16 protein-coding genes and 1 pseudogene are annotated in these 19,021 nt (G+C 27.2%); 11 read left to right on the top strand and 6 right to left on the bottom strand.

The genetic code is table 11. The features are described from left to right. Positions 1–187 precede the first annotated feature (187 nt). The 3 genes and pseudogenes from I4V51_RS18150 to I4V51_RS18140 all read left to right on the top strand — a co-directional run. Positions 188–568, top strand: a pseudogene (locus I4V51_RS18150) (manganese catalase family protein); the annotation flags it as partial. 195 nt (positions 569–763) lie between these two features. Next, the gene (locus I4V51_RS18145; RefSeq protein ID WP_195989845.1) at positions 764–1,474 is read left to right on the top strand and encodes an ABC transporter ATP-binding protein; all 711 of its coding nucleotides are present in this window, start codon (positions 764–766) and stop codon (positions 1,472–1,474) included. Continuing rightward, positions 1,467–3,056, top strand: a complete 1,590-nt coding sequence (locus I4V51_RS18140) for a hypothetical protein (protein ID WP_195989844.1) — start codon at positions 1,467–1,469, stop codon at positions 3,054–3,056. Before I4V51_RS18145 ends, I4V51_RS18140 begins: the two co-directional genes overlap by 8 nt. Before the next feature lie 58 nt (positions 3,057–3,114). On the opposite strand, the gene I4V51_RS18135 is transcribed toward I4V51_RS18140, so the two are convergent. Together I4V51_RS18135 and I4V51_RS18130 are read right to left on the bottom strand one after the other, a co-directional pair. After that, positions 3,115–3,900 (bottom strand): Cof-type HAD-IIB family hydrolase, encoded by a 786-nt coding sequence (locus I4V51_RS18135; RefSeq protein ID WP_195989843.1) that lies wholly within the window; start codon positions 3,898–3,900, stop codon positions 3,115–3,117. 23 nt (positions 3,901–3,923) lie between these two features. Next, complete coding sequence (locus I4V51_RS18130; RefSeq protein WP_195989842.1) at positions 3,924–4,688, bottom strand: DeoR/GlpR family DNA-binding transcription regulator; 765 nt, start codon at positions 4,686–4,688, stop codon at positions 3,924–3,926. 226 nt (positions 4,689–4,914) lie between these two features. On the opposite strand from I4V51_RS18130, the gene I4V51_RS18125 reads away from it, so the two are divergent. From I4V51_RS18125 to I4V51_RS18105, 5 genes are all read left to right on the top strand, one after another. Beyond that, positions 4,915–5,259 (top strand): PadR family transcriptional regulator, encoded by a 345-nt coding sequence (locus tag I4V51_RS18125; protein WP_195989841.1) that lies wholly within the window; start codon positions 4,915–4,917, stop codon positions 5,257–5,259. Further along, positions 5,247–6,269, top strand: coding sequence for an FtsW/RodA/SpoVE family cell cycle protein (locus I4V51_RS18120; RefSeq protein ID WP_195989840.1), 1,023 nt, complete (start codon positions 5,247–5,249; stop codon positions 6,267–6,269). Before I4V51_RS18125 ends, I4V51_RS18120 begins: the two co-directional genes overlap by 13 nt. Beyond that, complete coding sequence (locus I4V51_RS18115; RefSeq protein ID WP_195989847.1) at positions 6,254–6,547, top strand: FtsW/RodA/SpoVE family cell cycle protein; 294 nt, start codon at positions 6,254–6,256, stop codon at positions 6,545–6,547. Before I4V51_RS18120 ends, I4V51_RS18115 begins: the two co-directional genes overlap by 16 nt. Positions 6,548–6,591: 44 nt before the next feature. Then, complete coding sequence (locus I4V51_RS18110) at positions 6,592–7,737, top strand: VanZ family protein (RefSeq protein ID WP_195989839.1); 1,146 nt, start codon at positions 6,592–6,594, stop codon at positions 7,735–7,737. A 292-nt stretch (positions 7,738–8,029) separates the two neighbouring features. Then, on the top strand, positions 8,030–8,446 hold the full coding sequence (locus tag I4V51_RS18105; RefSeq protein WP_195989838.1) for a GH36 C-terminal domain-containing protein: 417 nt from the start codon (positions 8,030–8,032) through the stop codon (positions 8,444–8,446). A 90-nt stretch (positions 8,447–8,536) separates the two neighbouring features. On the opposite strand, the gene I4V51_RS18100 is transcribed toward I4V51_RS18105, so the two are convergent. From I4V51_RS18100 to I4V51_RS18090, 3 genes are all read right to left on the bottom strand, one after another. Continuing rightward, positions 8,537–15,691 (bottom strand): glycoside hydrolase family 2 TIM barrel-domain containing protein, encoded by a 7,155-nt coding sequence (locus tag I4V51_RS18100; RefSeq protein WP_195989837.1) that lies wholly within the window; start codon positions 15,689–15,691, stop codon positions 8,537–8,539. 267 nt (positions 15,692–15,958) lie between these two features. Then, positions 15,959–16,411 (bottom strand): DMT family transporter, encoded by a 453-nt coding sequence (locus I4V51_RS18095; RefSeq protein ID WP_195989836.1) that lies wholly within the window; start codon positions 16,409–16,411, stop codon positions 15,959–15,961. Between the two features lie 15 nt (positions 16,412–16,426). Then, positions 16,427–16,849 carry a DMT family transporter gene (locus I4V51_RS18090; RefSeq protein ID WP_195989835.1) on the bottom strand — a complete coding sequence of 141 codons (423 nt, stop codon included), beginning with the start codon at positions 16,847–16,849 and terminating at the stop codon, positions 16,427–16,429. 158 nt (positions 16,850–17,007) lie between these two features. Between I4V51_RS18090 and I4V51_RS18085 the strand changes: the two genes are divergently transcribed. The 3 genes from I4V51_RS18085 to I4V51_RS18075 all read left to right on the top strand — a co-directional run bounded on the left by I4V51_RS18085 (position 17,008) and on the right by I4V51_RS18075 (position 18,828). Then, positions 17,008–17,700, top strand: coding sequence for a cyclic nucleotide-binding domain-containing protein (locus I4V51_RS18085; RefSeq protein WP_195989834.1), 693 nt, complete (start codon positions 17,008–17,010; stop codon positions 17,698–17,700). A gap of 119 nt (positions 17,701–17,819) precedes the next feature. Beyond that, positions 17,820–18,557: an ATP-binding protein gene (locus I4V51_RS18080; protein ID WP_195989846.1), complete on the top strand. Its 738-nt coding sequence runs from the start codon at positions 17,820–17,822 to the stop codon at positions 18,555–18,557. Positions 18,558–18,618: 61 nt separating this feature from the next. Then, positions 18,619–18,828 carry a cold shock domain-containing protein gene (locus I4V51_RS18075; RefSeq protein ID WP_195468633.1) on the top strand — a complete coding sequence of 70 codons (210 nt, stop codon included), beginning with the start codon at positions 18,619–18,621 and terminating at the stop codon, positions 18,826–18,828. A gap of 60 nt (positions 18,829–18,888) precedes the next feature. On the opposite strand, the gene I4V51_RS18070 is transcribed toward I4V51_RS18075, so the two are convergent. Next, positions 18,889–19,021: IS3 family transposase (locus I4V51_RS18070; protein ID WP_195988555.1), on the bottom strand; the 133-nt coding region annotated here is incomplete at its 5' end.

The following is a 19,021-nucleotide window of genomic DNA, read 5'->3' as shown; positions in this document are numbered from 1 at the left end:
CTAGAAAATTGTTTAAACACTTATTATGATTTAAATATAGAAAATAAAAATACACTTTTAAAATCTTTAATAAAAGAGGTTTACTATGTTAAAAACGATAAAAGTGGTCGTTGGAACCCCGATGCTCTTGATAACTTCTCTTTGGATATTCAATTACGCATATAATATACAACATAAATGTTCTAAAGAAATGGGGCATGTTGAAATGCTAGGAACAATGGTTTATCAATTAATGGAAAATGCTTCTATTGATCAAATTAAAGCTGCTGGATTAGCAGGTCATTATGCTGATCACGGAAAGGCTTTATTCTATACAGATGCAACTGGTAACCCATGGACTGCAACTTATATACAAGCAAAAGGTGATGTTATTGCTGATATACATGAAGATATGGCCGCTGAACAAAAGGCTAGAGCTACTTATGAATGGTTGATGAACTTAACAGATGATGCAGAAATTAAAAAGATTTTAGGTTTCTTAAGAGAAAGAGAGGTTGTTCACTATCAAAGATTTGGTGAAGCTTTAATGGATATCCAAGACAACGTAAAACCTAGTAAATTTAATTGAAAATAAAATACGATTCTTTAAAAAAATCTACAATTTATACTTTTAGTATATTGTGGATTTTTTTTTATTATAATTTTTTTCTAATTTAATTTTTATAAAATATATGTTATTATTTGTTTATATTTATATTTATTAACATTTTATTCATAAATATATAATTAAAAATTAATATTTTTATAAAAACTGGAGGAAATTATGAAACTTAAACTTAAAAATATTACTAAAAACTTTGACAGTAAAATAATATTAGATGATATTGATTTTACTTTTGAAAAAGGTAAAATCTATGGTTTACTTGGAAGAAATGGAGCTGGAAAGACAACTTTATTTAATTGTATAAGTGAAGAACTGCCTTTAGATACAGGAAAGATATCACTTATTAATGATAATGACTTAGAAGAAAGCTTAGACTCATCTAATATAGGGTATGTATATTCTGACCCTATACTTCCTGACTTCCTAACTGGTTATGAATTTATTAAATTTTTCATAGATGTTCATAAAAATAAAATTAAAGATTTACTTACAATTGATGAATACTTAGACTTTATAAAGATTGATGAAACTGATAGACATAAATTAATTAAATCCTACTCATTCGGCATGAAAAATAAAATTCAAATGCTATGTTTTCTAATAACTAAACCTGATGTAATTTTATTAGACGAGCCTTTGACATCATTTGATGTAGTAGTTGCTTTAGAAATTAAAAATTTACTTAAAGAAATAAAAAAAGATCATATATTAGTATTTTCAACTCATATACTTCAATTAGCCACTGACCTTTGTGATGAGCTTGTTATATTAAAAGATGGTAAGCTTACCTTGATAGATAATTCCGTATTAAAAAGCAGTGATTTTGAAGAAAGAATTATGGATATTTTAAAGGAGGAACAGCATGTTTAAAACTATTTTAAAGACACATGAAATTTCATTTACTCAAAAAGTAAACATGTGGATTTATTACATAAAAAAAATTCCCCTTATAGGCAAAACAATACCTGAAAGTATTTATAATACAACTTCTTCTAAGATTATTCTTAATAATATATTAAGAGTATTTATGTTTATATTTGGATTTGCTAAAAAATATATTTACATGTTTTTAATTGTAATAATTCCAAGCACGATTATTAGTGATTTAACATCAATAAATGGAGGTAATATTAAACTTCATATTTTCTTCTTTTTAAACTTTATTATGGGATCTATTATGGATAATAAATTTTGGTCTGATATATCCACCGATTTTTATATGATTAATCTAATGAGAATTAATGCAAAAGAATATTATTTAAGTAATATATTTTTTTCATACATAGAACTATTTATTTACTTTTTATTTCCTATGATGCTTTTAGGCTTTTCCGTTCCTGAAGCTTTTATAATCACATTAGAATTTGTTTCATTTAGGATTATAGCCCAAGGACTTCATTTGCTTTTTAGTCATTATAGTGGATTTCAATTAACTACAAAATGGTACTTTACAGTTCCAGCAATACTAATTCCATTTTTAATTGCATATGGATCTCCATTCATTGGTTTTGTTTTTTATTCAAAAAAATTATTACTTAATATTCCTTTTATAATAATTGTTTTACTTTTTTCAATAATTTCTTTTTATTATTTAATAAGCTATAAAAAATATACTTTATTAGCTAAAAGGATGCTTTCTAGAAATGAAATCGATAAAATTAATGCTATCTCTTCAGAAGCCAATTTTATTTCTGTCCAATTAGATGATAAGAAGTTTAAAAATACTAATTTAAAAATAGATAAATATAAAGATAAGCACGGCTTAAGTTATTTAAACTCTAAATTTATAGAAAGGCATAAGCAAATATTGATTAATCCTATTAAAATTAGGGTAATTATACTTTTAATACTTTTCATTTTAGCATTTATTTTTACAATATCCTTCCCTAAATTTCATAAAGATATTGTTAATTTAATTATGGCTTCTAGCGGTATTCTTGTATTTATTATATATATTACTTCTATTGGCGAAAAAATAACTAAAGCATTTTTCTTTAATTGTGATAATAGCTTACTTAGATATAAATTTTATAAAGAACCTAAAATATTAATATCAAACTTTAAATCTAGATTGAAAATATCAGTGTTATTAAACTTGATTCCTGCTCTTGTTTTAGCTTTTGGCTTATTAATAATTCTTAAATTAGCTAACGGTGATATTATTAGGTTTATTCCAATATTTATTAGCATATTAACCTTATCATGCTTTTTTTCTGTTCACTATTTATTTTTATATTATATTGCTCAACCATATACTTCACAGTTAACTATTAAAAGCCCAATTTATCAAATAGCTTCCTTTGTAGTTTATATATCTACATATACTTGTCTTCATGTTAAGACAGCTTCTATTTGGTTCACAACTGCTATAATATTAATAACTATACTTTATGTGTTAATAGCATTAATCCTAGTTTATAAGCTCGCTCCTAAAAATTTCAAACTTAAATAGCAAAAATAAGGAGTTAGTAGTTAAAACTACTAACTCCTTATTCAAACCTATACCATTACTAAATACTCAAAATATTTTTTATAGCGTGTACAACTCCACTTTCATCATTACTTTTAGTGATAAATCTTGAAACCTTTTTTAAATCATCATGAGCATTTTCCATAGCATAACTATGATATGCACTATCCATCATTTCTAAATCATTTAAGTAATCACCAAATACCATTGTTTCTTCAAATTTTATATTTAACTTATCTTGAACCTCTTTAATAGCAAGTCCTTTATTTATTCCTTTTGCAGTCATATCAAGCCAAATTTCACCTGACACACAAATTTGAGCTTTATCTCTATAATCATCAAAATACTTATTACTATTATTTTCTGATCCACTAAAATCACAAATTGTTACCTTTAAAATATCATCTTCAATAGTAGTTAAATCTGATACTATTTCATATCTAGCATAGTACTTTTCAGTTTGTTCTACTAACCTTTTATCTCTACTTTCAATATAAGCAGCGTTTTTACCACAAAGTATTACATATGCATTATCTATAGTTCTTCCTACCTTAATTAACTCCCTTGCAAGGTTTATATCTAAAGAATTTACTATAAGCTCTTCCCCCTTATAAACAACAAAAGTTCCATTTTCAGCTATAAACATCATATTATCGTCTATACCTTTAAATCTCTCCAAAAGATTATAGTATTGTCTTCCACTTGCTGCTGCAAATATTATCCCTTTTTCTTTTATTTCATTAAAAACATCATAAAATCCATCTTGTATTTCGTTATTTGAATTTAATAATGTTCCATCCATATCTGTTGCTATTAACTTTATCATAATTTATTTCTCCTTTATTTAACTTAATATATTACTTCAACTTTAAATTTTGCTAATGCTTCTTTTATATCATTTGTTGGCTCTTCTTCTACTACTATATAATCTATATCTTCTAACGTTGCAAATTTATAAGCACCATCTTTATATAACTTTTCATAATTTGCAACTATATATCTCTTCTTACTAGATTTTAGAATTTCATTTTTTACTGCTGCTTCATCATAATTAAAATTACTAATAAAATTCTCTTCTATATTAATTCCACCTGCTCCAACAAATGCTTTAGTAATTTTAAATTTCTTTATTTGCTCTACTGCTTCACTTCCAACAGTTCCACCTAGTTTTTTATTATAATATCCACCTATTAAAATTACATCAATATTAGGCGTTCTATCGAACTCCATTGCAATTCTATTCATATTTGTTATCACTGTTAAATTTTTCTTTGTATTACTAAGCATATTAGCAATAGTGTGATTTGTAGTTGATATATCTAAAAATATAACATCATTTTCTTCAATAATATCTAAAACTAACTCTCCTAATCTTGACTTAGATTCTAAATTAATAAAAACTCTAGAAGTTGTTTTTTCATCATATGATGATTCTCTCTCTAATATTGCTCCTCCATAAGTTCTCTTTATTTTCCCCTCTTTTTCAAGTCTTTGAAGATCCTTACGTATCATACTTTCAGAAACATTAAACTTTTCACTTAAATCTTTTACTAATACCTTTTTATCATATTTTATAATTTCTAATATTTCATCTAATCTTTCTTCCATAAACATAAATTAACTTCCTCTTTCCCTTATAATCTCACTACCACTTTATTATCATTTATTATCATTTGTTACTATTTATATAATACACCTTTTTTTCTAATTTTTCAATAGTATTATTAACCATTCATTTTTTCATATAATTTTACACATTATATTTATTTTTCCATAATATTATAATATAATTATACCTAGATATACTATGTATAGAATTACAATGTATGGTGGTGAATTCATGAAAATTAACAAAGAACTATTAAAAGGTAGTACAACTGTACTAATATTAAGTATCCTTAACCGTAAAGATATGTACGGATATGAAATGATTAAAGAAATAGACGTACGTTCTAAAGGTATATTTTCATTTAAGGAAGGGACACTTTACCCAATACTTCATACTTTAGAGAATGCAAATTATATTGAAGCTTATTGGGATGATTCTAATGGTGCTAGAAAAAGGAAATATTATAAGATAACAGATAGTGGCAAAAAAATTCTTCTTGAAAAAGAATCTGAATGGAAGTTATTTAGTGAAACTGTAAATAGTGTTTTATGGGAGGTGAATTTATGTCTAAGATAGAAAATAAGAAAGTTACTGAATATATAAATAATGTTTGTAAGCTAATAAAAAACAAAAAGATTCATACTGAAATTAGAGAAGAATTATCTGGACATATAAATGATATTATTGAAGATTATTTAGAAATAGGTATGTCTCTAGATACTGCAACAGATAAAGCCTTAATACAAATGGGTAATGTAAATACTATTGGTCATGATTTGAATAAAGCACATAAGGCTAATTCTGATTGGTTACTTTTAATAATGACAACAGGTTTAATATTCTTTGGATTTTTAACTACAGCTTTTCTTCAAATAAACGCTCTTACTGATCGTTATTATATAAACTATATAAGTAAATTATTAGTATTTTTAATTATTTCAATTTTACTTTCATTATTTATATTAAAAGTAGATTATAGGGATTTTAAAAAATACTCTTTTCAAATTTATATAAGTAGTATTTTTCTAATCCTATTAACAATAGCTTTTGCAGGAAATATAAATGGTACGAAACGTTTTCTATTAATAGGAGGTTTTTCTATTGATACTTTGGCCGTTACCCCTATCTCATTAATAATTTCTCTTGCAGGAATTTTTGATAACTATAATTTGAGTAATAAAACTTCATTCTTTAAAGGCATTGCTTTAGTGTTTATTCCAGTAATATTATTTTTGTCACTCTCATCAATATCTACACTAATAATTTACTTAATTGCAGCCTTTACTATTATGCATATATCAGGCTTTAAAATAAAACCTTTAATTATTGTTTTTAGTTTGTTAAGCTCTTTGTTATTGTTATTTATATTTGGTGCAACATATAGACTAGAACGATTTTTTATATTTTTAAATCCATCTCAAGATATAAATGGAGCTGGTTGGATTTATAATCAATTAAATATACTAAGAAATTCTGCCGGATTATTTGGTAATGGAGCTAATTCTAATCTTTCTATTATTCCTGATGCTAATATGGAGTTTGCTCTTACTTCAATAATTCATTTGGATGGATTATTGGAATATTAGTTATAGCCTTAGTTTTATCCTTTATTATTAGAATTGGATTTATTTCAAGTAGTACAAAAAATACTTATGGAAGACTATTGTCCAGTGGACTTTGTATGTTATTTACTACTCAGTTTATCTTAAATATTTTAGCTAACTTTTCACTTTCTCCTATTTTAAGGATAAGTATGCCATTTATAAGTTATGGTGGAACTCAATTAGTTATAAATGTACTTGCTATTTCTATAATTAATAATATTTATAAATTTAGAAATACTTCTTCTGCATTTACAAACTAACATTAAATAAATTTATATTTTAAATTAAGAGGGGGATAGAAAGTATGATAGGTATTTCATTTATCTTTTCATCAATTTTATTTACTATAATTTGGATAATATTTAGAATTAGATTTTATAAAAAAAATAAACCTATAAACAAACTAAGAGAAATTTTTATAAATTTATTCTTCATTTACTTTTTAATACTAGTTAATTTAACAATATTTAAATATGGAGAATTAATTATAGATTTTGATACTAAATTTTATATTAATTACATTCCATTTTTAGAAACAATAAATATGTTTAATAATGACTTTGTAACTATACACCTTGCACTTTATAACGTCCTAGGTAATATATTATTATTTATACCTCTAGGATTTTGTATCCCTTTATTTTTTTATAAAAAGAATAAATTAATTAAGGTTATATTATATGGATTTACAGCCTCTTTAACTATAGAATTGCTTCAGCTTTTTACTCCATATAACTTTACTGATATAGATGATATTATCTTTAACACATTTGGTGCTGTTCTAGGATTTATAATATTTAATATTATTTATATACTATTTAAAAAAACTAAAATTGAAAGCTTTATTAATAGTATTAGTAGCTCATATGACGGTAATTTACTCTTAGTAATAGGAAAACCTATCGGAACAATGATATTACTTTTTTCATTTTTATCCTTTGGATTATTATATAATGAAACTATTTCAGACAATCTTTCTAATGAGGAATTAGCAATCGAAGTCTTTGTAGGAGATACTTTTGAAGACTATAAAATATCTCGTGATTTTCAAAATTATAATTTTTTTCTTGCTGATAATGGTGAATTTATAGAATTAAGAAATATTAAGCGTTGTTTAAATAACAGATGGTATGATGAAAAATTCAATACTAGCTTTCAAGTAGCAAGTGGGGATTATTCTGTTATGACACTAATTGAAAACAATCTTATTTCTGGAGTAGCCTTTGGTAAAAATAAAGATGCTAATATTATTGAAATTAATTTTAATGGTACAAAATATATTGAAAACATAGTAGAGGATGATTACTTTATAGTGCCCTTCCCCAAATTTGTAAAAACAAATGAACTTACTGATTTCTATAGATTTTTTGATAATGAAAAAAGTACAGAATTAGAAATTAAATTTTATGATAAAGATGGTAATGAATGTCCCTATATAAAATTCACTTAAAATACTAATGAGCGTGTACTTGTCTATACAATCTTATACGCTCTCTTTAATTTAATATTTCTTCTCATATATTTTTTAGTATGCTATATAAAATCTATTACTTTTTAAACATTATATACAAATTTAACTATAAAAATTATACATTTCCTCTGAAAATTATACATATATTATTAAAACCCTTGATTATATTAGTAAAATACTATATTATATAAGTAAACGTTAACAAATAAGTTTGATATCTGATTAAAATATCGGTTTAAATAAATAAACATATAATAGGGGGCATATTACAATGGGAATAAGCATTATAGAAAATAATAATATATTTGATATGATATATATGAATATTAACGAAGGAGCGTCAAATAACGAATCTGTTAGAAGAAATACAGGTAACGTTACCAGTATTTTTGTAAAAGATGGTAAATATTTTAAATTAAATAATCTTTCTAGAAGTGCCAATGTAGAATGTTTTGAGGCAGTATCTAAAGATAAGAATGAAGTTTTGCTTACTTTTAATGGATTATCGCTTGAGAATATTAATAGCTTAAAAAGACTTAAATTAAAAGGATTAAATGAAGATGCCATTTATATGAGTCTTCAAACTAATGAAGTATTTTCAGGTGGGGCACTAATGAATTATGGTGTAAATATAAAAAAGTTATTCCAAAATCATGTTGGTAATCAAATACATTTAAAAATGATATAATATTTTTTAAAACTATTTCAAATAAAAATTAAGATGTAGAAAGATTTGTAAAATACAAATCTTTCTACATCTTTTTTTGTTTTAACCTAATTATTTTTTCTTTTTAATTGAAAAAGCACCACCTATTATTGTAGTTAATCCAATTAATGCTTCCATCACTCCACTTGCTCCACCTGTTTTTGGCAAGTTTCCTGTCTTATTTGAGTTACTTGAGTTTGACGAAGTAGTGTTTGATGCAATTTCCTTATCTTCATTACCATTATTGTTTGAACCATTACTTATCTCACTATTTACTCCATCATTCTTTTCTGTTAAGCTGCTTAAAGCAACTTCTAAATTTTTAACTGCTTTTTCTACGTCTTCCTTTTCTGCTTCATTGCTTGCTACTATCTTTTTAGCCTCAGCTACAGCTGCTCTAACTCTACTTGATGATTCTTCAGTATAAATTGATAAATCAATACTATTAGCTTTATTTATTAATTCTTCTAACTTTGATTTATCTGGATTAAGTCTTAATTTTAAATATGCTCTTAATAAACTATTATACGCTTCATCTACTTCTTCAACAGTTGCCTTTGAATTTTCTAATACCTTATTTGCATTATTTAATGCTTTATTAAACACTTCCCATGTTGAAGCTATATATTCATCTTCCTTCTTATCTTTAACTAAATTTACAAGAGCATTTAAGGCATCTTTATTTACCTCAACCTTTTCCAAATTAGCTACAGCTTCCTTTAAAGCTTCAACAGCTTCATCAACCTCATATTGAAGAGCATTTTCATCAGCAATTACCTCATTAGCTTTTGCTATCGCAACAACTAAATTTCCCCAAGTTTCTTCTGTATATTCTTTCTCATCTAAAGCTTCTACTAAAGTAACAAGAGCTTGAAGTTCTTCCTTATTTCCAGCCTTGAACTCTAGCATAGTTATAGCATTAAACAATCTCTTATATGATAAGTCAATATCAGAAGCTGTAGCATTTACATTTTCATAAACATCAATAGCTTCTTTTAATGCCTCTGTAAACTCTTTTTTAACTATTGGAACTAAATCTTCTAAAGCTCCTATAGAAACTTGATAATTAGCATAATCTATAACATACTTTAATGCTACTTTATCAGTTTTAAGCTTTAATCCTGAAATAGCATTGTTAAGCTCTTTTGTTGCATTTTCTATAATCTTATTTGTTGCATTAACGTCTTCAATTACCGCTTCAGCAACCTTTAATACTTTTTGTAAATTTTCTACTGTTGTATTAGTATATAAAGTTAAATCTAAACTTTTTACATATTCAACTCTTTCAATTAATCCTGCTTTACTTGGCTTTAATTGTGCCTTAGCAATTGCTACATTAACCTTAGTAGTTTCTTCATTTATTTCAGCTTGAGTAGCATTTGCATTATTTAATACTATTTCTGCATTTACAATTATATCCTCAAGTCCAATTACAGTTTGACTATCATAATTATCTATATTAGCTAAAATTAAATTACCTCTCTCTATAGCATCACTTAAAGCTACAGTATTTGCCCTTACAACTAGATTACTTATAGCATCTAATATACTGTTGTAGCTTGAAATTATAGCCTCTTCTGATGGATTTTCTATAGCTATTATTTTTTTAGCCTCTTCAACTGCACTAGTTAATACTTTATAAGATATAGGAGTATAAAGTTTTTCATTATAATTATTTTCTGCACTATTTATTAATTCTTGTAGGGAACCTTTATTAATAATAGTATCAAGGTTATTTAAAACATTTACTAATCTTGCTATTGCAGCTTCAACTTCAGCTTCAGTTGCTGCAATATTATTTAATACATCTTCTCCTTCAGCAATAGCAGCTTCTAATGAAGCAATTGAAGAACCTGTTAAATTAGATGAATTATTTAATTTATCCTTAGCAGTATTAATAATAGCTTCTAAACCTTCTTTATTAACTATAGTTTCAAGTCCATCTATAGCTTCATTAAGGGATTTAATAGCATTAGATACCTCTTCAGTAGTTGCATCTTTATTATCAATTATAGCCTTAGCATTATTTAAAGCTTCTGTAAATATTGCAAAACTAGTTTCTGTATAACCTGTACTATTATAATCCTTAACTAAATTATAAAGATTAATTAATTCACTCTTATCAACTGTAGCTACTGGAGTAACTATATTTTTCATATCTAACCACATTGCTACAGAATCATCAGTTGGTAATACTGCATATTCTGTTTCTCCTATAAATCCATTCTTTTGAGCTTTTACTTCAGTATCTGTTAAAGCTCTACTGTAAACTCTTGCAGCACCTATTTCATAAGAACTATTTCTATTAGTTTCAGGACAATATCCAAGCCATAATGATTGATTATTAGTAGCTAATCCTCCTGTACTTCTCTCATTAGATGTACCCATTAATTCACCATTTAAGTAAATCTTAAGCTCATTACCTGTATAAGTTGCAACTATTTGTTGCCAGTTTCCTATCCAATTATCTGGAACATTAATAGTTTTTTCAACAGTATACCAATTTCCATCAGTAGCCTTAACGAAAAAGTCTAGAATTATACTTCCATTTAAGTTATCTCTAGTTCTTAATCCAAAGTTACTATCACCTTTACCCATAATCATATTATAATGCATATCTGTTCTAGTTGGGTTTACCCAAGCCTCTACAGTAAAATCATTTTTACCTGCAAATATACTATTAAATATATCAGCGCCATCAGTACCTTTATTATTATTAAGCTGTAACTTGCCTGAAAGTTTAACTCCTACAGTTTCATCTTTATATAACTTAGATGTAGTAGTTATTATTGGATTAATTTCATTTAAACTTAAGTCTCTTATATAAGCTGGTTCTTGCCCTTCCATAGCTTCAACTTTACTTATAGCTTCAGTTAATTTATCATAATTAGTTACTAAAGCTTTTTGACTGTCACTTAACTTATCATAAGTTGCCTTTAAGTCCATAACCTCATCATATTGAGAGTAAGAGTAAATGAATAACTTATCTATAGAATCAATTACAACTTGCGCTGTTTGCTTATCAAATTCTTCTTTATCAAAGCTTTCAATATTTCTCCAGCCCTTACTTAATTCCATCTTATCTTGATTTTTAGTATATGGAACCATAGTATATTCGTAACTATAAACTTTATCATTATATAATCTATAAGCATCTAAAACCTCTGGGCCACAACTTGCATTACCATTACCTTGTGACTTATAATCTATAGTTAAAATTGTTTCTGCTCTTGGTCCACCTAATTCATATGGATGATTTGCATCATTAAGATCTTCTGCCGTAAAATGAAGTGCGCTAGCTTCTAACTGATCCTTGCCTGCAACTAGTAAGCCATTATTGCTATTTTCATTCTCAACAGAAATCCACTTAACTCCAGTTAAGTTACCTGTATCTTGAGTTTCTAAAAATGGATAAAAGAAATTACTTACAGTTTCATTATATAAGCCAACTGTAGCAAAAGTATTTCTATCTTGATAAGATTCAACTGGACCATCACCATACCAAGTTACATTTTCATATCCTTCTGGCAATATCATTGTAGAACCTACCTTAGGATACCTGCCCATTCCATTGCCTACTGCATCAATACTCATATTAACTGTAACTTCACCATTACCATTAATAGTGTAGACTATAGTTTCTGTTGCATTATTAGCACTTTTTAAAGTAAGCTTTGAAGTAACAACTGTTCTACCATCTTCTAGTTTAGAAGTTTCTATTGAATTAACCTCTATATCATTAGTAGCATTTCTCCAATTCGTATCATAACCAGCATCATTATTTAATTTAGCTCTAAAAAAGTTTGGTTTTGGACCTTCCTCAACTAAAACTTCGCCATTAAATAGGTAATTACCCATTAATCCCGTAGCCTTATCTATTTCAAATGAGAAACCTTCACCTGATACTGTAATTACATTTTCCGAACTATCATCAACTGTAACCTCACTACTAATCTCTGGCTTAACCATAGCTACTTGTGCTGGAACTTTAAATTGTTCATAAGATACCTCATGTCCTGCTTTAGCATATAATGTATCCTTCTTTAATTTAACTGATATATTTAAATAATATTCTGCTCCATCCTTAATTTCTGTTGGCATATTATAAGGAATCTTTATTTCCTTAGTTTCTCTAGCTTCAACACTTTCATTTATAATTCCCTCATCAACAACATTGCCATCCTCTAATAATTGCCAAGTAACATCATATTCATTTAAATTACTAAAGCTACTTTCGTTATAAATGCTAACATATCCATTAAGAATTTCATTTTCATCGGCTGTAAACCAGAAATTCTGATATTGGTACTTAACTTCATAAAGTTCTGGTTGAACATCTCTATCTGGTGATACTAACCCATTAACACAAAAAGATCCTGAATTCGGCTTATCACCATAGTCTCCTCCATATCCAAAGAATTTACCATCCATATAATCATTATATAAATCTTGATGTTCATCAGTACTTGAATAGTAATCCCAATATTCAGATGGTAATTCTTCAAGACCAGTAGCATAATCAACCCATAACACAACATTTTCTGAACTTTCATTTATAGCTGGAGTTGCACTATTTTGAGCTATTAACTCTTCTGCAGTTAAAGCCTTATTATAAATACGTGCAAGTGACATATCTCCACTGAATTTTCTTCCATGAGTTATATCATATCCAACACCTATAGCATCATTATTTGCTGAAATTGAACCATTATATTGTCTAGTATTTAATAATTTTCCATCACAATATAATTTTAAATTTTGTCCGTCATAAGTTCCTGCTACTTGATGCCAATTTCCAACCCAATTTTCTGGGAAATCAGCTGTACAAGATATCCATGAACCATTATTATATAAAAAGAACTCTAATCCTGAACCTGAACTTTGAGTCTTTAAAGCAACTTGTAAATCTCCCTTTGCAAGCATTACACTATTTTTTGCAGTAGAGCTTGGATTTACAATTGCTTCAAAGGTAAATTCTGCTCCTTGTCCAGATAAAACTTCATTATATTTAGCATTATTATCTTTAGACATTACTGTATATCCATCAAAAGATTTTCCTGTTAAAGAGCCTTCACCTGCATCCTTTACTTCATTACTTCCATAAACTGTACCTGATGCATTAAGAATACTTTTATCTGTGACTCTATAACTCTTAGAAAGATCATCTAATGACTTAGCCCTAGATTGGTCAACCCAATCCCAAACAAATGCCCCAAGCATATTGTCTCCACTTCTTATAGCATCCCAATATTCCTTTAGATTACCTACTGCATTACCCATAGCATGAGAATATTCACAAAGGACATATGGCATCTTACCTTCGCCAGCCTTACTTTTAACTGTATCTATATTTGGATACATATTACTATCTGTATCCGTTCCACCATTTCTTCCTTGACCTTCGCTATGAACTGGTCTTGTTGTATCTCTGTCTCTAAAATGAGAAATCATATCAGTATATAAATTATCAGCTCCATTTACTGTATACGCCATTTCATTACCAGTAGACCACATTACAACAGAGGTTTGATTCTTTAATGTTTGGAAAGAAGTGTTTGTTCTATCCATTGTAAGAGGCTTTAAATACTTAGCTACAGGATTTTGATCCCACATAAGGGCATGACATTCTGCATTAGTTTCACCCATTACATACATTCCATATTTATCTGCTAAATAATATAAATATTCATCATTAGAATAATGTGAAGTACGAATTGCATTTAAGTTATAACTCTTCATTGTTTCTATATCTTTTTCATATACTTCCTTTGGAACATGTTTTCCGTATACTGGATCAGTATCATGACGATTTGTTCCTTTAAACAATAAAGGTTGTCCATTTATAGTCATAGATTCATACTCTGAAGTTATATTATTATTATTTGAATCAATATCAGATCTAGTAAATGATATTTCCCTAAATCCTAATTGTTGAGATATACTTTCAAGTTCATTGCCATTATTATCTCTTATTGTCATTACTAATGTATAAAGATTTGGCTTTTCAGCAGACCACAACTCTGGTGATTCAACGAATTTGCTAGCATTAACAGTTACTTCATCTTCAGCATTTATATCTGAAATATTAATAACCATTGGATCTTTTTCAAACTCATTAACTCCATTTGCATCAAATAATTTTACATCTACTGTATATCCTAAAGCTTTTTTTTCATTTAAATTCTTTATTCTTAAAGATAAGTTTAAATCTGCATTTACAAAGTTTTCATCTAAATCTGTAACTACAGAATAGTCAAAAATATTCACCTTAGGAGCGGATTCTATATAAACATCCCTAAATATTCCACCATCATAGAACATATCTTGGTCTTCCATCCATGTACCATCACAGAATTTATGAACCTTTACAGCTAATGTATTTTCTTCTCCTGGTCCATTTAAATAATCTGTAATATCAAATTTATGCGGTCTAAATGTATCTTCACTATATCCTACCTCTTTACCGTTAACGTATACATAATAAGCAGATTCAACGCCTTCAAATGCTATATAAACTCTACCGTCTTGTTCATACATTGCATCATTTACTGTAAAAGTTTTTCTATATAAACCTACTGGATTATAATTTACTGGTGCTTGTGGCGCTGCAATATTAGTATCATATTCATTTTGCCATGGCATTTCAGTATTTGTGTAAATTGGAAAGTCAAACCCTTGACTTGTCCAGCTTGCTGGAAGTTTAACATTTTTCCATCCATCTTCAGCCTTCATATCATAATTGGGATTCATAAATCCACCATCTAAGAATTTCTGAGCCTCTTCTGCATTTTGTACTACTGTTAAATCCCATTCATTTCCTTCTCCACTTAGAAGTTGATAATAATTAGATCTTTCTTTTTCATAGTTTAAAGCTCCAAGCCTTGCTTCCTCAACACTATGATATCCAATTGTTGAAGTTGTGACTTCCTCTCTATTGATTCCAAAAACACTAGCACCATTAACACTATTTCCATTTAAATCTGTATAAGTTGTACCAGTATATTCTTTGTTGGTAAATTTCACATCATCTACTCCAAGTTTTGTTTCTGCTTGAACCAACTCTGGTGTTTTTTCCCCAATCCATGGATTAATTTTCTTATCATAGCTTGTTGATAGTGCCTTTAACTCTAAATTAATCTGTGCATAAGTAGGAAATGCTTGTCCCGTAACTGAAGTTGCTACAGCTACTAATATCGCAGTAGTTATTAACCTATTTCTTCTAACCATAATATTTACTCCCCCTCTATAAACGTTTACATAACTTTCGTTATATTAATAAATATTTTACAATATTACCTATAACATTTTATGTATTCAATGATTTTTAAACAATATTCCACTATATTTTAGCAATATATTGTATAATATTTCTATTTTAATTATATATTACATGAATATCTCAACTTAGTTTTATAAGTTATCCAATAAAAAAATCACATGTAATATTTACTTTGCCAATATGACAATTCTTAATTTTCTACATGTGATTTACTATTATTCTATTACTTCTTTATTTTCTTTTGCATCTACTTTAGAGTTATAAAAAATACCCAATATCACAATTATAGCTCCTATAAGCTTTTTCCATGAAAAGTCTCCCATAACAATTGCATCTATAATAATTGCACATAACATTTGACCTGAGAACATTAATAATGTACTATATACCACTGGAATCTTAGGAATTACTATATTAGATGTATATACTACTATAACTCCCATAATTCCGCCTAAGAAAATATATAATGGCATTTTACTCATCTCTAAAATTGATGGTACTGAACTACTTCCTAATCCTATTAAAATAAATACTCCACCTACAATTCCACCTATATAATGAATTATTGTACTTTGAATTAAACCAACTTTCTTTCCTATTGTTGAACTTACTACCATAGATAAAGTAGTTAATACTCCTCCAAACATGGCTAATAAAATCATTAACATATTATACTACCTCCCCTATGCCATTGTCATAATAACTAACCCAACAAAAACTATTAAAAATCCTACAAGCTTTTTAGGATTAAATTCATATTTAGTTAATCCAAACAATCCAAAATGATCCACTAAAGATGAAAATATTAATTGCCCAAATACAGCTAATGCTGTTGTTAATGCAACTCCTATACTTCCTATTGTTATTATATTAACTAATGTAAGTGATACTCCAAATATACCTCCAAGATATAAATAGAAAGGTAAGCTTTCCCTTATTACTATTTTTTCCTTTTTAATCGCTGCAACTATAAGTATTGCAATAAGTCCAATTGCATGAATAATCACTACAGAATATGCACTTCCAACATAACTCTCTAATCCACTATTAAAAGAAATCATTATAGAAATAATTGCCCCTATAGCTAGTGCTAAAATATTATACATTCAAATTCCTCCAGTAAAATTTCTAAAAACATCTTATCAGATACTTACATCTAGCAACTAGGACATTTGTCCTATTTTTAATTTAATAGTATAATCTTTTTAGATAAATATTTTATTTATGCTATACATATAACTATTTTTAGTTTAAGGGAGATACTATGAAAAAACTAAATAATCCTACTTTACTTGAATATTACATAAAAAAACATACACTAAATAATTTTTTAAATAACAATTTACTAAACTATCTAGAGATTCATACTTTTAATAAAAATGAATTCCTTTGTACTTTAAATGAAAAACTTTTATATATGTACTTTTTAGTTGATGGAAAATATAAGGTTACAACTCTTTTGTCTAGTGGAAAATCTCTTTTACTTTGCTTTAATACTCCACTTTCTATTATGGGTGATATTGAACTTATTGAAAATCCATATGCAGATTGTAATGTGCAAGCTTTAGAAAATTGTATTTGTCTTGCTTTGCCTATATCTAAAATTAAAGATTATGGTTATGATGACCCTGTATTTTTAAGATTTATAATATCTTCACTCCAAAAAAAGCTTAGACGTAATTCTAGCTATATGAGTATAAATATACTTTCTCCCATCGAAAATAGATTTGCTAGCTATTTAATATCATCACTTCCATCTAATAGCTCAACGGATTTAATTGTAGATATAGATGGCATAAATAATTTATCAGATCTTCTTGGAGCGAGTTATCGTCATTTAAATAGAGTAATTAAAAATCTAAGTGATGAAAAAATAATAAAAAAGTATAAAAATTCAATACAAATTCTTAATCTTAATAAGCTAAAAGATTTAGCTACAGATGAATATAAACATTAATCTATTAAATTCTAAATAGCTATTCTATATATTTCAATTTAAGTTCATAAATTCATTTGTGTAATAAAGCAACCTTTGATAAAATACTAATGATAAAAAAATGGAGGTCAAAACATATGATGCAGAAATTATTAAGCAAAACTAGACAAGCTATAAATGATTTTAATATGATAGAGGAAAATGACAAAATAGCCGTTGGGCTTTCTGGTGGAAAAGACAGTGTGACACTCCTTCATATATTAAAAAACTTTCAAAAATTTTCTCCAGTAAAATTTGAACTTATTGCAATTACATTAAATCCAGGTAATGTTGATAATGGTCCTCTTCATAAATTATGTAAAGAAATAGATGTTCCATTTTATGAAATACAAACTGATATTGCTAAAATTGTTTTTGATATAAGAAATGAAAAAAATCCCTGTTCTCTTTGTGCTAAACTGAGACGTGGTGCCTTAAATGATGCGGCTCAAAAACTTGGATGTACAAAGGTTGCACTTGGACATCATAAAGATGATGCTGTTGAAACCTTTGTTATGACAATGTTTTATGAAGGAAGAATTAATTGCTTCTCTCCAAAATCATATATGGAAAAATATAATTTAACTATTATAAGACCAATGGTATATATTGATGAATATATGATAAAAAAAGCTGTTAAAGATTATAGTTATCCGATAATAATAAATCCATGTCCTGCAGATGGACACACTAAAAGACAAGATGTTAAAGAATTAATAAAAAATCTTAATGGTGATTTCCCAAACCTTAAGGACAAACTATTTTCAGCTTTAAATAATAGTGAACAACTTTTTATTTGGGACAAGCAAGAAATTGATAAAATTAATTCTAAAGAATAAATTTTATTGACTTACATAAAATAATCTTTGAATAAATATAAAATATTTAAGGAGATTTTTTATGTCAAGTTATACAGGAACAGTTAAATGGTTTAATGTAGAAAAAGGATATGGTTTTATTTCAGCTAATGATGGAAATGATATTTTTGTTCATCATTCACAATTAAAAGAAAATGGACCTGACAATACATTACATGAAGGTGAAAATGTATCATTCTCTATTGCTGATGGACAAAAAGGTCCTATGGCAATTAATGTACATAAACTATAAAAAAAGTGGTAGATGAATTAAACTGTACCCCTTGTCAAGGCCAGTTTAAAAAAGAGTAGACTAATTTAGAAGATGATTTCTGTATTGAACAGGAGTCATCTTTTTTAAGTTCCATTGTCCTCTAAAATTATTATGGTAGTCTATGTAATTGTCTATTTCTTTGACTAGATCTTCAAATGTTTCACATGTCTTT

The organism is Clostridium sp. D53t1_180928_C8 (assembly GCF_015667795.1).
Taxonomy (GTDB): Bacteria; Bacillota; Clostridia; order Clostridiales; family Clostridiaceae; genus Clostridium.
The sequence above is the reverse complement of the archived record's forward strand: the minus strand, read 5'-3'. Positions and strand labels throughout refer to the sequence as shown.

Excerpts from the sequence above, each read along its gene's own strand:
- I4V51_RS18100 (WP_195989837.1), bottom strand. The coding sequence starts at position 15,691 with ATGGTTAGAAGAAATAGGTTAATAACTACTGCGATATTAGTAGCTGTA.
- I4V51_RS18145 (WP_195989845.1), top strand. The coding sequence starts at position 764 with ATGAAACTTAAACTTAAAAATATTACTAAAAACTTTGACAGTAAAATA.
- I4V51_RS18075 (WP_195468633.1), top strand. The coding sequence starts at position 18,619 with ATGTCAAGTTATACAGGAACAGTTAAATGGTTTAATGTAGAAAAAGGA.
- I4V51_RS18085 (WP_195989834.1), top strand. The coding sequence starts at position 17,008 with ATGAAAAAACTAAATAATCCTACTTTACTTGAATATTACATAAAAAAA.
- I4V51_RS18080 (WP_195989846.1), top strand. The coding sequence starts at position 17,820 with ATGCAGAAATTATTAAGCAAAACTAGACAAGCTATAAATGATTTTAAT.
- I4V51_RS18120 (WP_195989840.1), top strand. The coding sequence starts at position 5,247 with ATGTCTAAGATAGAAAATAAGAAAGTTACTGAATATATAAATAATGTT.
- I4V51_RS18090 (WP_195989835.1), bottom strand. The coding sequence starts at position 16,849 with ATGTATAATATTTTAGCACTAGCTATAGGGGCAATTATTTCTATAATG.
- I4V51_RS18095 (WP_195989836.1), bottom strand. The coding sequence starts at position 16,411 with ATGTTAATGATTTTATTAGCCATGTTTGGAGGAGTATTAACTACTTTA.
- I4V51_RS18110 (WP_195989839.1), top strand. The coding sequence starts at position 6,592 with ATGATAGGTATTTCATTTATCTTTTCATCAATTTTATTTACTATAATT.
- I4V51_RS18125 (WP_195989841.1), top strand. The coding sequence starts at position 4,915 with ATGAAAATTAACAAAGAACTATTAAAAGGTAGTACAACTGTACTAATA.
- I4V51_RS18135 (WP_195989843.1), bottom strand. The coding sequence starts at position 3,900 with ATGATAAAGTTAATAGCAACAGATATGGATGGAACATTATTAAATTCA.
- I4V51_RS18130 (WP_195989842.1), bottom strand. The coding sequence starts at position 4,688 with ATGTTTATGGAAGAAAGATTAGATGAAATATTAGAAATTATAAAATAT.
- I4V51_RS18105 (WP_195989838.1), top strand. The coding sequence starts at position 8,030 with ATGGGAATAAGCATTATAGAAAATAATAATATATTTGATATGATATAT.
- I4V51_RS18140 (WP_195989844.1), top strand. The coding sequence starts at position 1,467 with ATGTTTAAAACTATTTTAAAGACACATGAAATTTCATTTACTCAAAAA.